The 13,597-nt window shown below is 66.8% G+C and carries 11 protein-coding genes and 1 pseudogene; 7 read left to right on the top strand and 5 right to left on the bottom strand.

Features of this window, described 5'->3' with window-relative positions:
* The first annotated feature begins 18 nt into the window (after nucleotides 1–18).
* The 3 genes from J4D52_RS22110 to J4D52_RS22100 are packed head-to-tail and all read left to right on the top strand — an operon-like array spanning nucleotide 19 to nucleotide 4,092.
* Nucleotides 19–1,563, top strand: a complete 1,545-nt coding sequence (locus J4D52_RS22110; protein WP_063427710.1) for an MFS transporter — start codon at nucleotides 19–21, stop codon at nucleotides 1,561–1,563.
* A 25-nt stretch (nucleotides 1,564–1,588) separates the two neighbouring features.
* Nucleotides 1,589–2,647 carry an HlyD family secretion protein gene (locus J4D52_RS22105; RefSeq protein ID WP_063427711.1) on the top strand — a complete coding sequence of 353 codons (1,059 nt, stop codon included), beginning with the start codon at nucleotides 1,589–1,591 and terminating at the stop codon, nucleotides 2,645–2,647.
* A complete protein-coding gene (locus J4D52_RS22100; RefSeq protein WP_102677657.1) occupies nucleotides 2,644–4,092 on the top strand; it encodes an efflux transporter outer membrane subunit in 1,449 nt (482 codons plus the stop codon). Before J4D52_RS22105 ends, J4D52_RS22100 begins: the two co-directional genes overlap by 4 nt.
* Before the next feature lie 6 nt (nucleotides 4,093–4,098).
* On the opposite strand, the gene J4D52_RS22095 is transcribed toward J4D52_RS22100, so the two are convergent.
* The 3 genes from J4D52_RS22095 to J4D52_RS22085 form a co-directional block, all read right to left on the bottom strand.
* Nucleotides 4,099–4,788 carry an NYN domain-containing protein gene (locus J4D52_RS22095; RefSeq protein WP_063427712.1) on the bottom strand — a complete coding sequence of 230 codons (690 nt, stop codon included), beginning with the start codon at nucleotides 4,786–4,788 and terminating at the stop codon, nucleotides 4,099–4,101.
* Between the two features lie 236 nt (nucleotides 4,789–5,024).
* Nucleotides 5,025–5,771, bottom strand: a complete 747-nt coding sequence (locus tag J4D52_RS22090; RefSeq protein ID WP_063427713.1) for a DUF3142 domain-containing protein — start codon at nucleotides 5,769–5,771, stop codon at nucleotides 5,025–5,027.
* A 2-nt stretch (nucleotides 5,772–5,773) separates the two neighbouring features.
* Complete coding sequence (locus tag J4D52_RS22085) at nucleotides 5,774–7,945, bottom strand: outer membrane assembly lipoprotein YfiO (protein ID WP_102677656.1); 2,172 nt, start codon at nucleotides 7,943–7,945, stop codon at nucleotides 5,774–5,776.
* Between the two features lie 241 nt (nucleotides 7,946–8,186).
* Here J4D52_RS22085 and J4D52_RS22080 point away from each other — a divergent pair, with 241 nt between their 5' ends.
* Genes J4D52_RS22080 through J4D52_RS22065 form a run of 4 tightly spaced genes read left to right on the top strand, consistent with a single transcriptional unit; the run spans nucleotide 8,187 to nucleotide 12,912 of the window.
* Nucleotides 8,187–8,969: an efflux RND transporter periplasmic adaptor subunit gene (locus J4D52_RS22080; protein WP_063427715.1), complete on the top strand. Its 783-nt coding sequence runs from the start codon at nucleotides 8,187–8,189 to the stop codon at nucleotides 8,967–8,969.
* Nucleotides 8,966–10,285: an efflux RND transporter periplasmic adaptor subunit gene (locus J4D52_RS22075; RefSeq protein ID WP_063427716.1), complete on the top strand. Its 1,320-nt coding sequence runs from the start codon at nucleotides 8,966–8,968 to the stop codon at nucleotides 10,283–10,285. The genes J4D52_RS22080 and J4D52_RS22075 overlap by 4 nt, the downstream gene beginning before the upstream one ends.
* A complete protein-coding gene (locus tag J4D52_RS22070; RefSeq protein WP_063427717.1) occupies nucleotides 10,285–12,381 on the top strand; it encodes a biotin/lipoyl-binding protein in 2,097 nt (698 codons plus the stop codon). The genes J4D52_RS22075 and J4D52_RS22070 overlap by 1 nt, the downstream gene beginning before the upstream one ends.
* A gap of 27 nt (nucleotides 12,382–12,408) precedes the next feature.
* Nucleotides 12,409–12,912: a GNAT family N-acetyltransferase gene (locus tag J4D52_RS22065; RefSeq protein WP_053276899.1), complete on the top strand. Its 504-nt coding sequence runs from the start codon at nucleotides 12,409–12,411 to the stop codon at nucleotides 12,910–12,912.
* A 60-nt stretch (nucleotides 12,913–12,972) separates the two neighbouring features.
* Here the strand turns inward: J4D52_RS22065 and J4D52_RS22060 are convergent, their stop codons facing one another.
* Both J4D52_RS22060 and J4D52_RS22055 read right to left on the bottom strand, forming a co-directional pair.
* Entirely contained in the window at nucleotides 12,973–13,284 is a 312-nt protein-coding gene (locus J4D52_RS22060) for a DUF6916 family protein (RefSeq protein ID WP_025808557.1), read from the bottom strand.
* A gap of 53 nt (nucleotides 13,285–13,337) precedes the next feature.
* Nucleotides 13,338–13,597, bottom strand: a pseudogene (locus J4D52_RS22055) (phage tail protein); the annotation flags it as partial.

The following is a 13,597-nucleotide window of genomic DNA, read 5'->3' as shown; positions in this document are numbered from 1 at the left end:
ATCGGAGTCCTTCCCTTCATGAGTTCCCTCGCCGTGGCTGTGCCGGCACCCGTTGAAGTGGCCAGCAAACCGGCAGCCGTCAGCCCTCCTGTCTTCGGTCCGCGAATCATCATCGGCCTGCTTGGCGTGTTGCTGGCGGTGCTGGTGTCGGGCCTCAACGAGATGGTGACCAAGATCGCCCTGGCCGATATCCGTGGCGCCCTGGCCATCGGCTACGACGAAGGCACCTGGCTGGTGGCCAGCTACACCGCCACCTCGGTGGCGGCCATGGCCTTTGCGCCCTGGTGTTCGGTGACCTTCTCGCTGCGCCGTTTCACCCTCTGCGCCATCGCCCTGTTCACCTTGCTGGGCGTGCTCTGTCCGTTTGCCCCGAACTACGAAAGCCTGTTGCTGCTGCGCACCGTGCAAGGCCTGGCCGGCGGTGCGTTGCCGCCGATGCTGATGACCGTGGCCCTGCGGTTCCTGCCGGCCAACGTCAAGCTCTACGGCCTGGCCGGCTATGCCCTGACCGCCACCTTCGGCCCGAGCCTGGGCACGCCGCTGGCCGCCCTGTGGACCGAATACGTCGGCTGGCAATGGGCGTTCTGGCAGGTGGTGGCGCCCTGCTTGCTGGCGATGCTCGCGGTGGCCTACGGCCTGCCCCAGGACCCGCTGCGCCTGGAGCGCCTCAAGGCCTTCAACTGGCGCGGCCTGCTGCTGGGGTTTCCGGCGATCTGCATGCTGGTGATCGGCATCCTGCAGGGCAACCGCCTGGACTGGTTCGGCTCGCCGCTGATCTGCCTGCTGCTGGGCGGGGGCGGGTTGTTGCTGGTGCTGTTTCTGATCAACGAATGGTCGCAGCCGATCCCGTTCTTCAAGTTGCAGATGCTCGGCATCCGCAACCTATCGTTCGCCCTGCTGACCCTGGCCGGGGTGCTGGTGGTGCTGACCGCGGTGATCATCATTCCGTCCAGCTTCCTGGCCCAGGTCCAGGGCTACCGGCCGTTGCAGACCGCCCCGGTGATGCTGGTGATGGCCCTGCCGCAACTGATCGCGCTGCCGCTGGTGGCGGCCCTGTGCAACCTGCGCTGGGTCGATTGCCGCTGGGTGCTGGGCATCGGCCTGACGATGCTGGTGCTGTCGTGCCTGGGCGGCACGCAACTGACCTCAGCGTGGATCCGCGACGATTTCTACGTGCTGCAACTGCTGCAGATCTTCGGCCAGCCGATGGCGGTGCTGCCGCTGCTGATGCTCTCCACCGGCAGTATCCAGCCGATCGAGGGGCCGTTCGCTTCCGCCTGGTTCAACACCGTGAAGGGCCTGGCGGCGGTAATCGCCACCGGCGTGCTGGATGCCCTGACCACCCACCGCCTGCACTTTCACTCGACCATGCTGGTGGACAGCCTCGGCAACTCGCCGCTGAGCGCCATCGACGCCAGCAACCTCGCCCAGCGCTTGCACCGCCAGGCCGTGGTGCTGACCTCCGCCGACCTCTACTACGTCATGGCTGGCGTGGCGGCGGCCCTGATCCTGCTGATTTTCTGGCTGCCGACGCGGATCTATCCGCCACGCGCGCCGACTTGAACGTTCACTGAGACAGAAGGTTTTTATGACGATCCATATCAAACACAAAATCGCCGTCAGCGTGGCGGCGGTCGCGGTCCTTGGGGTGCTGGTGTACCTGGTCACTGGCAAGGCCACCGAGCAGACCACCAACGACGCCTTCGTGAGCGCCGACTACACCCTGGTGGCGCCGCGCGTGGCGGGCTTCATCAAGGAAGTGCTGGTGGAAGACAACCAGCGGGTCAAGGCCGGCCAGTTGCTGGCGCTGATCGACGATCGTGACCTGCGCGCCGCGGCCCAGGCGGCGGACGCCGAAACCCTGGTGGCCAAGGCGCAGCTGCAGAACGCCCGCGCCACCCTCGACCGGCAAAGCTCGGTGATCGCCCAGGCCCAGGCCTCGGTGGTGGCCGCGCGGGCGGAAATGGCCTTCGCCGAACATGAACTGAACCGCTACAACCACCTGGCCGGGGTCGGCGCCGGCACCGTGCAGAATGCCCAGCAGGCCAAGACCCGCATCGACCAGGCCAGCGCGCGGCTGGCCACGGCCACGGCGGCGCTGGCGGCGGAACGCAAGCAGGTGGAGATCCTCACCGCCCAGCGCGACGCCGCCGAGGGCGGTCTGAAGCGCGCCCAGGCGGCCCTGGAAATGGCCAGCTACGAGCTGTCCTACACGCGCATCGTCGCGCCGGTGGACGGCATGGTCGGCGAGCGCGCGGTGCGGGTCGGCGCCTATGTCACGCCGGGCAGCAAGATCCTCGCCGTGGTGCCGCTGGAGCAGGCCTATGTGGTGGCCAACTTCCAGGAAACCCAGCTGGCCCGCATGCACCCCGGGCAGCCGGTCGCGGTGCGGGTCGACAGCCTGGACGGCGAAACCCTGCGCGGCCGGGTCGAGAGCCTGGCGCCGGCCACCGGGGTGACCTTCGCCGCGGTCAAGCCGGACAACGCCACCGGCAACTTCACCAAGGTGGTGCAGCGCATTCCGGTGAAGATCCTGCTGGAGCCCGGCCAGCCCATGGCCGAGCGCCTGCGGGTCGGGATGTCGGTGGAAGCGAGCGTCGATACCCTGGGCAAGGCCAGCTCCGTGCGTGAGGTGGCGAAGCGATGAGTCGTCTGCTCCAGCCGGTATTTGTCCTGAGCCTGTTGTCCCTGGCCGCCTGCACTGTCGGCCCGGATTTCCAGCGCCCCGAAGGGCCGCGGGTCGAGGCCTGGGCCAGCCCGCAAAAGGCCGCGCCGAGCCAGGTGGTGACTAGCCCCCTGGACGAGCGCTGGTGGGATGTCTTCAACGATCCGCAGCTGTCGGCCCTGAGCCGGCGCGTGCTGACCGACAACCTCGATCTGCAACTGGCCACCAGCCGCCTGCAACAGAGCCGCGCGGCGCGCCAGGTGATCACCGCCGAGCGTTATCCGACCAGCAGCGCCAGTGGCGGCTACGCGCGTAAACGCAACAGCGGCGAAGGCTTGAACGACCCGTCGGGTCACGAAGGCAAGTCCGCCTTCAACCTGTGGGACGCCGGCTTCTCGGCGTCCTGGGAGCTGGATTTCTGGGGCCGCGTGCGGCGCGAAACCGAGGCCGCCGACGCGACCTTGGAAGTCGCGGAAAACGATCGGCGCGGGGTGTTGCTGTCAGTGCTGGCCGAGACCGCCCAGGACTACATCCAGCTGCGTGGCGTGCAGAGCACCCGGGCGGTGACCGAGCAGAACCTCGAGGTCGCCCGCCACAGCCTCAAGCTCTCGCAGCTGCGCCTGGCCGACGGCGTGGCCACCGACCTGGACGTGGCAGAAGCCGCCGCGCAGGTGGCGACTATCGAGTCGCAACTGCCGGCCTTGCAGCAGCGCCAGGCGCAACTGATCAACGCTTTGAGCCTGCTGATGGGCGAGCCGCCCCAGGCCCTGCACGCCGAACTCGCGGCGGATGCGCCGGTGCCGCAAACCCCGAGCCAGGTTGCTATCGGCCTGCCGTCGCAACTGGCCGAACGCCGCCCGGACATCCGCCAGGCCGAAGCCCGCCTGCATGCCGCCACCGCCAGCATCGGCGTGGCCAAGGGCGACTTTTATCCGCGCATCACCCTGTCGGGCAACTTCGGCTCCCAGGCCATGCAGCTGTCGGACTTCGGCTCCTGGGGCTCGCGCCAGTTCGGTATCGGTCCGCAGTTCAGCCTGCCGCTGTTCGACGGCGGCCGCCTGCGCGGCATGCTGCACCTGCGCGAAGCCCAGCAGCAGGAAGCGGCCGTCGCCTACCAGCAGACCGTGCTGCGCGCCTGGCATGAAATCGATGACCAGCTGACCCGCTACAACAGCAGCCAGCTGCGCCGCGACAGCCTCGCCGAAGCCGTGCGGCAAAACCAGATCGCCCTGCGCACCGCGCAACAGCAATACGTCGAAGGCGTGGTGGACTTCGTCAACGTCCTCACCGTCCAGGGCGCCCTGCTCGCCACCCAGGAACAACTGGTGGAAAGCTCGACCGGCGTTTCCCTGGCCATGGTCGGCCTGTACAAGGCGCTGGGTGGCGGCTGGGAGTCGGTGTATCCGTTGGCGGCTGCACGGCCTTGAGCCGCCTCACCAGTATCCAGGCTTGATGGCCGGCGCCTTGTGCGTCGGTACGCGTTCCGGAAACTGGTGCCGCTGCAACTCATCGACCGTGACGACCCGCCTCATCCAGTGCGCACAGGCCTTCAGCGAGCCCGGCGCGGGGCGTTTGAATTCAGGTCGGTGAGGCAGGATCACGCCCAGTGTCAGCTGTGGGAAATCCGCGCGTATGGCTTTCAGTGCTGGGGTCATGTCGGTATCGCCAGAGACCAGCACCAGTTGTTCGATTGGCGGGCCGTTGGTGGCGCAAGCCTGCCTGGCCGCAAGGCGATACATGCTGATCGCGATATGCACGTCGGTTTCTTTTTCTTCGAGTTTCCAGATATCGACTTTGTCCTGCCGCGAAGCGCCGGTCTTTTTGTCGATGAAGCGTGGCGCCCTGGCGGGTTCGAGCTGGTGCCGCCCGAAATGAACAGTGACATTGGCGGCCTTCAGGGCGCGTACATAGGTGTCCTGGGCCTCCTTGGAAAGCCGGCCACGGGTGGCGAGTTCGGGTTTTACCGAGGAGGTGAAGTAGTCCACCGAAACCAGCTCGCTGGCCGGGTTCTCGACGTGGGCTATATGCGCGAGCAACTGCGGCAGATCCAGCCACTTGTACGGCGTACCGGCCAACAGCCCGTAGAACAGGTTGTAGCCGTCAACGAAGAAGGCGGTGCGCACAATTCCAATCCCTGGAAACGAAAAAACCGGCCTGGGCCGGTTTTTTCACCCCAACGGCCAGCGAACTTAATCGCTGCGTACGGGGTTGAGTTGTGGGGGCGATCCTAAGTTCGGGTGGTCGACTTCGTCAACCCTGCTCCGACTTAAGGTATCGACCTGCAATAGGTTCCGAACCTGTGCCAGCTGTTTTGCCTGTGCGGAACCGGAGCGTCAAGGGCACGGCGGGTACGGATCTGTTAGGGCGTGTTGCGCGTGCTGCTGCCCTGCGATGGATTCTGCAAAAACACCACATACCCCCTGAACCACGGGCTGTCTTTCAGATAGTCCGGTTCCTGCCATTCGCCGCCCTGGATCAAGCCCACCTTGAACGGCAGGCCCATGCGGTCGAGGCGGGGCAGGTAGGCGGCGTAGTTGGCGATGCTGTGGCGGCCCTGGTAGGTCTGCACCACCACTTCATCGACGACGCCCTTGAGCCCGGCGATGGCCTCGGGGTTGGCGTTGCTGCTCCAGTCCATCAGACCGGTGATGCTCAGGCGGTACTGCGCGGGCAGGCGCTGGCGCAGGTCGCGCAGGAAGCTGGTGTACTCGTCGAGGTAGCGGGTGCGGGCGTCGAAGTCGATCTGGATGCCGACCACCGGGTTGCCGGCCTGCTGCCAGCGCTGCACCTGGCCCAGCAGCTGGCTGTAGACCGACTCCGGCCAGTGCAGGGTGTGGGCGCGGTAGACCACCCAGACCTCACCCTGGCGCAGGCGCGGAATGGCCATGCCCTGGGCGATGAAGTGCACGTTGCCGCTCGGGTCGCGACGCGAGCGGCTGATCTGTCCTTGCAGGATGTACAGGGTCTTGGCCTGGTTCAGCACCGGCTGCGGGGCGACGCCGCTCCACAGCCAGAAGGCCTGGTGATCGCGGGCGTCGACCGCCGCCTGGGCACTGCCGGTCAGCAACAGCCAGACCGGCAGCAGGCATTTCCAGAAACCGCTCATGCTTACCAGTAGTACTGCAGCGACTTGCCCCACTGGGTGTCGGCGAAGGTGCCTTTGAGCTGACGGAACCAGGCCTTGCGCACCGCCGGTTCGACGTCCTTGCCGCCACAGCTGTTGTAGCCCGAGGGCGCGTAGCAGTTGATGGCGCGGTACAGGGCGTAGGCGCGGTCGTCGCGCGGCGCCTTGCTGTTGGCGATCACCTGTTTGTAGCCGTCGAGGCGGGAGAACAGCTCGCCCTTGAAGGCCGATTCCGTGCCGCCCAGGGACTGCTTGTCGGGCTGGCTGTCCAGCGGCATGCCGTCCAGGCCGTTGCGCAGGATGAACTCACCGAAGCAGTTCAGGCCTTGCGGGTTTTTCCCATCCTTCTCCAGGGCCGCCGCGGTTTGCGCGATGTTCGGGCAGGCGTAGCCGGACTCGGCCTTGTCGCCGCTCCACTGGAACAGCTTGAGCGACTGGCCGTCGCTGTAGACGTAACCCAGGCTGTAGCCGAGCTTGTCTTCAGGGGCGCTGGCCGGCAGTTGCTTGAGGTCGCTGGCAAAGGCCGCGTACTGGCTGCGCAGCAGGTCCTTGTAGAGCAGCACGAATTGCGCGGTGTTGCGCTCCACCGGGTCGGCGGCCTGGCTGATCTGCTGGCGCAGCAGCGCGGCATCGGCCACGTTGCGCAGCAGGGTGAAACGCACCTGCGGGCTTTTGATCGGCGAGTCGGCGGCGAACACCTTGGCCAGTTGCTGGTTGCGTTCGTAGTTCATCGCCAGGGCCAGCTCCAGCTGTTCCCGTTGCAGCGGTTGCTTGGCCAGGGGCAGCAGTTGCAGCCACAGGGCCTGGGCGCCCGGGCCGTCGTTCTGCGCTTCCAGGGCCAGGCCGCGCAGGGTCTGCTGGCTGAAGGCGAGGTAGTCGAGGTTGGCGGGCGGCTCGCTGGGCAGCAGTTTCAGCGCGGCGTCCGGGTTGTTGTCCACATACAGGGCGAAGGCCGCCAGCAGGTAGTCGTGCAGCGCCGGTTGTTCGGCGAAGACCGCCTTCTGTTGCTGCAAGGCCTCGCGGGTCAGCCGGCCTTCGGCTTGCTCGCGCATCCACATCAGGTCATTGACCGCCAGCAACAGGGGCGTGCTGACCGGGTTGCGGTTGACCATCAGCAGCTTGGTGTCGACTTCTTCCACCAGATCGTTCAACGACAAGTTGCGCTGCTCGTCCTTGGCCTGAGTCATCTGCCAGGCGTAGTCGGCGGCCAGCTTGTCCGGATTGCCGTCCAGCCAGTGCACCCGGCGCAGCAGGCCCTTGGCCGAAGCGGCGTAGGCGCCCTGTGGATAAGTTTGCAGGTAGCTGTCGAAGCCGGCTTCGGCCTGGTGCAGCGCGGACTTATCCACATGCTCGAGCGCGGGCATGCCGTATTCGTCGAAGGCGTTTTGCTGGGCGCTGTTGAGGGCCGTGCGGGCGTTCATGTACAGCGCGGTTTCTTTCAGCCAGGTATTCGGGCTGTCCTTGAGCGTGGCGAAAGCCGCGTCGGCCTCGCTGAAGCGGCCGCTGTAGAAGTCGCCGGCGGCCTGTAGATAAGTGGCGAAACCCTTGCCCAGCGGGGTCTGCAGATTGGTTGGCAACAGGCTGGCCAGTTGCGGGCCGTCCCAGCTGCAGGCGGCGAGCAGCTTGACCCGGCTTTGCGCCAGAACCTGGCGCTCGCTGTCTGGCAGGTCGGCGGCGATCAGTTGGTCGACAAACACCTGGGCGCTGGCGTCCGAGTTGCTGCGGCAGCGGCTGCCTTCGCCGGACAGAAACGCATCGCCGGCCGCCTGAGGGGCTTCGCGCACTACCTGCAAGGCTTCCAGGCGGCCGTTGAGGTCAGTGTCGGCGCTGGCTGCTTTGGCATCCGCCGCTTCGGGGCCGGGCGCCGGGTTCAGGCGAGACACCGAAAACGGCACCGGTCCATAACCTTCGGCCAGGTCGTCGGCGTCCAGCGCTTTCGGGGCCAGGGGCAAGGCGCCGCTGTCGGCCAGCAACAGGCGCAGGTTCACCCGGCTGTCGTTGCCCGGGTTGAGAAACGGCAGGCTGCTGCAGCTTTCGAGGTTGTTTTTGAGCAGGGTCCAGTGCGGGTAACAGGAATCGTCGGAGCTGGCCTGGGCCTGATTGCAGAGGAGGGCGCCGAGCGCCAGTGTCAAAGACGACAAAAGACCGATACGCATGAATTGTCCTTAATCCGAAACCATGGGAGCCGAAGGCCCAAGTGTGGCGCAAATCATACAGAAGGCACTCGCGGGCATCTAAAATACCCACACGACCCGATACAAGCCGCGCCGGGCAAGGCATCTATGCTGTCAGGCGGGCGCTCGATGCCGTTGTCGGGATTGATAAAGATAGTGGCCATTTGCTTGACGCTTGCGCTTGCTGTCTTAGACTCCGCCCATCCGTCAGGGAGTTACGGTTATGCGGCGATTTCAAGGATTGGGATTCGGATTGACCTGTCTGGCGTGCCTTGCACAGGCGCAAACACCTGCACCAGACGATCCGCTGCTGAATGACAATGCTGCCGGCGCCGCCGTGGTGAGCGGCAGCGAAGCGCGAGGCGTGCTGCGGGCCAAGGATCAGGCGGTATTGGCCGGCGAACTGTCCGGGCGCATCGTCGAGTTGCCCTACAGCGAAGGCGAGTCCTTCAAGAAGGGCGATGTGCTGGCCCGCTTCGATTGCTCGGCCTACCAGGCCCAGCTCAATGCCGCTCAGGCCGCCAGCCGTGGGGCCAACGAAGAGCTGGCGCACAACCGCCAACTGGCCTCGCTCAACTCGGTCGGCCGCTTCGAAGTGGCGCGGGCCGCGGCCAAGGTCTCCGAGACCCAGGCGCAATCCCAGGTCTATCAGGTGCAGGTCAAGCGTTGCAGCGTGGTCGCGCCGTTCGACGGGCAGGTGGTGGAACGCAAGGTGCAACGCTACGAAAGCGTGACGGCCGGCTCGCCGCTGCTGGAAATCGTCGACAACCGTTCCCTGGAAATCCACCTGCTGGTGCCGTCGAGCTGGATGGGCAAGCTCAAGGCCGGGCAGACCTTCAGCTTCGTCCCCGATGAAACCGGCAAGCCGCTGGCCGCCACGGTCAAGCGTCTCGGCGCGCGGATCGACGAGGGCAGCCAGACGCTGTTGCTGGTGGCAGCCGTGCCCAATGCCGAGGGCCTGTTGGCGGGCATGAGCGGCACCGCACGGTTCGCGGAGCTCAAGTGAACGCCCCGGTAGCGGGCGCCGCCGAACAGGTCTTCGCCCGGTTCCTCGACCTGGAGCGCCAGACCCGCGCCGCGCGTACCGTCGAGCAACTGGCCTACAGCCTGGTCAACGACAGCCAGGCGCTGTTCGGCTTTCGCCACGCGGCACTGGTGATCGCCGGCAAGGTCCGCGCGGTGACCGGCGTCAGCGCGCTCGACCCGAACGCGCCCTTCGTGGCTTTCGTCGAACAGGCGGTGGCCCAGCTGTTCAAGCTCGAATGGGTGCAACAGGCGCGGGTGGTCGCGGCCGAGCAACTGAGTGTCCCGGTACGGGCTGACTGGCAGAGCCTGTCGGCGGCGCAGGTGTTCTGGTTGCCGCTGATCGATCGTCAGGGCGCGGTCTTTGGTGGCCTGTGGCTGGCCCGCGACACACTGTGGAACCCTTCCGAACAAGTGCTGCTGGCGCAACTGGGCGACACCTACAGCCACGCCTGGCTGGCGCTGCAACCGCGCAAGCCGTGGCGCCTGCGCTGGAATCGCAAACGCCGGCTGGCGCTGCTGGCGGTGGTGTTGCTGGGCCTGCTGATTCCGGTGCGGCAATCGGTGCTGGCGCCGGCCGAAGTGGTGCCGCTGGGCGGGCGCGTGGTGGCGGCGCCGCTGGACGGGGTGATCGCCGAGTTCCTGGTCAAGCCCAACCAGACGGTGAAAACCGGCGACCTGTTGCTGCGCTTCGAAAACACCACCCTCAACGCCCAGGCCGATGTCGCCGCCCGCGCCTTGGGCGTGGCCGAGGCGGAATTGAAGGCCAACTCCCAGCGGGCCTTTGCCGATGCCGAATCCAGCTCGAAAATCGACCTGCTGGCGGCCCGGGTCGAGCAGAAACGTGCCGAACGCGATTACGCCCGCGAGCTGCTCAAGCGCAGCGAAGTGCGCGCCGAACGGGATGGCATCGCCGTGTTCGCCGACGCCGAGCGCTGGACCGGCAAACCGGTGCAGACCGGCGAGCGGCTGATGGAAATCGCCGACCCGAGCCAGGCCGAATTACGCATCGAACTGGCGGTGGGCGACGCCATTGCCCTGGAGCCTGGCGCGCAGGTGGCGCTGTTTCTCGACAGCGACCCCTTGCAGCGCCACCTGGCCAGCCTCGAACGAGCGGCCTACGAGGCGCAGCCGACACCGGGCGGACAGCTGGCCTACCGCCTCGATGCGCGTTTTCGCGATGCGCCGCCGCGGATCGGCCTGCGTGGCACGGCCAAGCTCTTTGGTGAACGCGCGCCGCTGGCGCTGTACCTGCTGCGCCGGCCCCTGGCCGGTCTGCGGCAGAGCGTGGGTTTGTAATGGACCTGCCGGGCCTGCGCGCGGACTTGCAGCTGTCGGCAGCAGCACCGGCGCTGGACGGTTCGCCGCGCTGGACCCTGGCCGACCCGGTGCGCGGCCGTTATTTCAAGCTCGGCGCGGCGGCGATGCGCTTGCTCAGGCACTGGTCCCTGGGGGACGCCGGACAGGTGCTGCGCGCCGCCAATCGTGAGCCGGGGCTGCCCCTGGGCGGCGCGGAACTGGATGAGTTGCTGGGCTTCCTGCGCAGTCATGACCTGATCACCGCCCTCGATCCGCAACAGCGCGCCAGCTATGAGCTCAAGGCCGCCGCGCAGCACCAGAGCCTCTGGCAGGTGCTGCTGCACCAATACCTGTTCTTTCGTATCCCGCTGTGGCGCCCGGACGCTTTTCTCAATCGCGCCTGGCCGTGGCTGGCGCGATTCGGGCCGGGGCTGTTGCGCTACGGCTTGCCCTTGACCCTGGGCCTGGGGGTGTTCCTGGTGTCGCGGGACTGGCAGCGCTTCCTGGCGACCTTTCCCCACCTGTTCAGCCTCGGCGGCGCCCTGGCGTTTGGCGTGGCGCTGTTCTTCGCCAAGCTGTGCCATGAGTTCGGCCACGCCTTCATGGCCAAGCGCGCCGGCTGCCGGGTGCAGAGCATGGGGGTGGCGTTCATGGTGCTGCTGCCGATGTTCTACACCGACGTCAGCGATGCCTGGCGGGTCAATGACCGCCGTGCGCGCTTGCTGATCGGCGCCGGCGGTGTACTGGCCGAGCTGCTGCTGGCCAGCATCGCCCTGCTGGCCTGGTCGCTGCTGCCGGACGGGCCGGCGCGCACTGCGGCCTTCATGCTCGCCAGCGCCACCTGGATCACCACCCTGGTGATCAACCTGAATCCCTTCATGCGCTTCGACGGCTACTTTCTGCTCAGCGATTTCTGGGAGGTGGATAACCTCCAGGGGCGGGCCTTCGCCCTCTGTCGCTGGCGCCTGCGCGAGGCTTTGTTCGGCTACCGGCAGCCCGCGCCGGAGCCCTGGTCGCCGGCCATGCAGCGGCGTCTGCTGTGGTGGGGTTATGGCTCGTGGCTGTGGCGCGCAGTGCTGTTTTTCGGGATTGCGTTGGCGGTGTACCACCTGTTTTTCAAGCTGCTGGGCATCTTCCTGATGCTGGTGGAGCTGGTGTGGTTCATCTTCCTGCCCATCGTGCGCGAGTGGCGCGAATGGTGGACGCGCCGCGAACAGGCCGATGCGCTGCGAGTGTTGCTCAGCAGCCTGGGGCTGGTGGCGGTGTTGCTGCTGGTGGCGGTGCCCTGGCGCAGCTCGGTGGAGGTGCCGGCGATGCTCGAAGCTGGACGCGCCAGTGCCTTGCATGCGCCGGTGGCGGCGCGGGTTCGGCAGGTCAATGTCAGCGACGGCCAGGCAGTGAGCAAGGGCCAGGTACTGGTGGAACTCGAATCCCCGGACCTGGCCTCGCGCCAAGCCATCGCGCGCCGGGAAATCGAGATCCAGCAATTGCAGATGCGCCGTCGCGCCGGGCGCAGCGAGACCGCGGCCGACGCCGGGATTGTCGAGCAGCAGCTGGCGGAAGCCGTGGCCGAATACCGCGGCCTGTCGGCGCAACGCGAGCGCCTGCTGCTGCGCGCACCCGAGACTGGCCAACTGCGCGACCTGCTGCCACAACTGCAGGTGGGCCGCTGGGTATCGCCCAAGGATCCGCTGGTCCGGGTGGTCGAACCGGGGGCGCGCTTGCGTGGTTTTCTCGCCGAGGCCGACCTGTGGCGGGTCGCGCCGGGCGCCACGGGGCGCTTTATCGCCGACGACCCGATGCACCCGGCGCTCGAGGTGCAACTGACCGAAGTCGACACCAACGGCGTGGCTTATATCGATCAGGAGGCGCTGACCTCCGATCACCATGGGCCGATTGCCGTGCGCCGCGATGAAAACCACCGCGCCGAACCGGTCCAGGCGCACTACGGCGCGCGGCTCAAGGTGCTCGACGCCAGCGTCACCCCGAGCCAGCCGCTGCGCGGCGTGGTGGTGTTGCAGGGGCGTGGCGAGTCGCTGCTGGGTACGGCCTGGCGGCGTCTGGCGGCGCTGGGCGTGAGGGAAAGCGGGTTCTGAAACAAGGAATTTTCAGGGAGAACGCATATGTTGCATAAGGATTCAGCCATGTCCGATGGCCTGGTGGTACGTCCGTCGCGGCCCACCGACGGACCGTTCCTGCAAAGTCTTTACCGTTCGGCGCGCAGCGATCTGCAATGGATCGATGGCGAGCAGGAGCAGATCGAGCAGGTGATCGCCCAGCAGTTCCAGATCCAGGAGCAGGGGGCGGGGGAGAACTTCCCCGGCGCCATGCACTACGTGATCGAGAAACTCGGCAGCGCCATCGGTGCCTTGACCACCGATTTCGGCCCCAATGAAATCCGCGTGCTGTACCTGGCATTCATTCCCGCCGCCCGCGGTCGCGGTTACGGGCGCACGGTGCTGCAGGGTGTGCAGAAAGCCGCCGAGCAGGTGCGCTGCCCGGTGGCTACTGTGGTCTGGGCCAGCAATCCCCATGCGCGCCGGCATTACCTGGCGCTGGGGTTCCAGGTCGAGGAAGCCAACCCGGCGGCCGAGCGGCTGGTGTGGTACCCCGGCCCGCGCGGATAAGCGGCGCAACCCCGCGGGTTCGAGCCAGTGCCTGGGGCGATACCGCCAGGCACGCTCGGTTCAGTTGAAGGCGATATAGAAATAGCCCAGCGTCGGATCGCGACCCAGGGCCGGCACCCGCGACACGAACATGTCTTGCAGATGGCCGACGCCGGGCAGCTCCAGGTCGCACAGACCGTCGACGAACTCAGTCGGCTCCAGGCTGTTGAGCTCGACGCAGAAGGGCATGCGCGCGCTGTTCGGCATGCGGGCCTGGGGGGTGTCCTTGATGGACTCGATATGGACCGGCAAGACGCTGCCGTCCGGTAGCAACAGGTTGCAGGTTTGCCCCAGCAAGGGCTGGAAATGCTCACTTTGCAGCAGATGCAGCATGGCGCCACTCCTGGCCGGAAAAAGGGCCGGGGGAATGTCCCCCGGCGCGAACTTCAATTGCGCGATGGGAACAGGCCGTTCAGGGCCACGCTGAAGTTGATCACCAGGAACGGGTTCATCACCTGCAGCGGTAGCCCGTTGCCGGCGGGCGAGATGGTGCCGGTGATCGTGGTGTTGACCCCCTGGAGCGGCACGGGCGTGGTGCCTTGCTTGTCGGAGTAGATGGTGGCGGTGCCCGGCCCGCCGCCGGAGGTGCCGATGAACGAGTTGGTGGCCGTCGGGGTACTGGCCGGATTGCTGGCGGGGTTGGCCA

It is taken from the genome of Pseudomonas sp. GW460-12-10-14-TSB1 (genome assembly GCF_017349775.1).
Classification (GTDB): domain Bacteria; phylum Pseudomonadota; class Gammaproteobacteria; order Pseudomonadales; family Pseudomonadaceae; genus Aquipseudomonas; species Aquipseudomonas piscium.
Note: the sequence above shows the minus strand (reverse complement) of the source record. Positions and strands in the feature narration are given on the sequence as shown.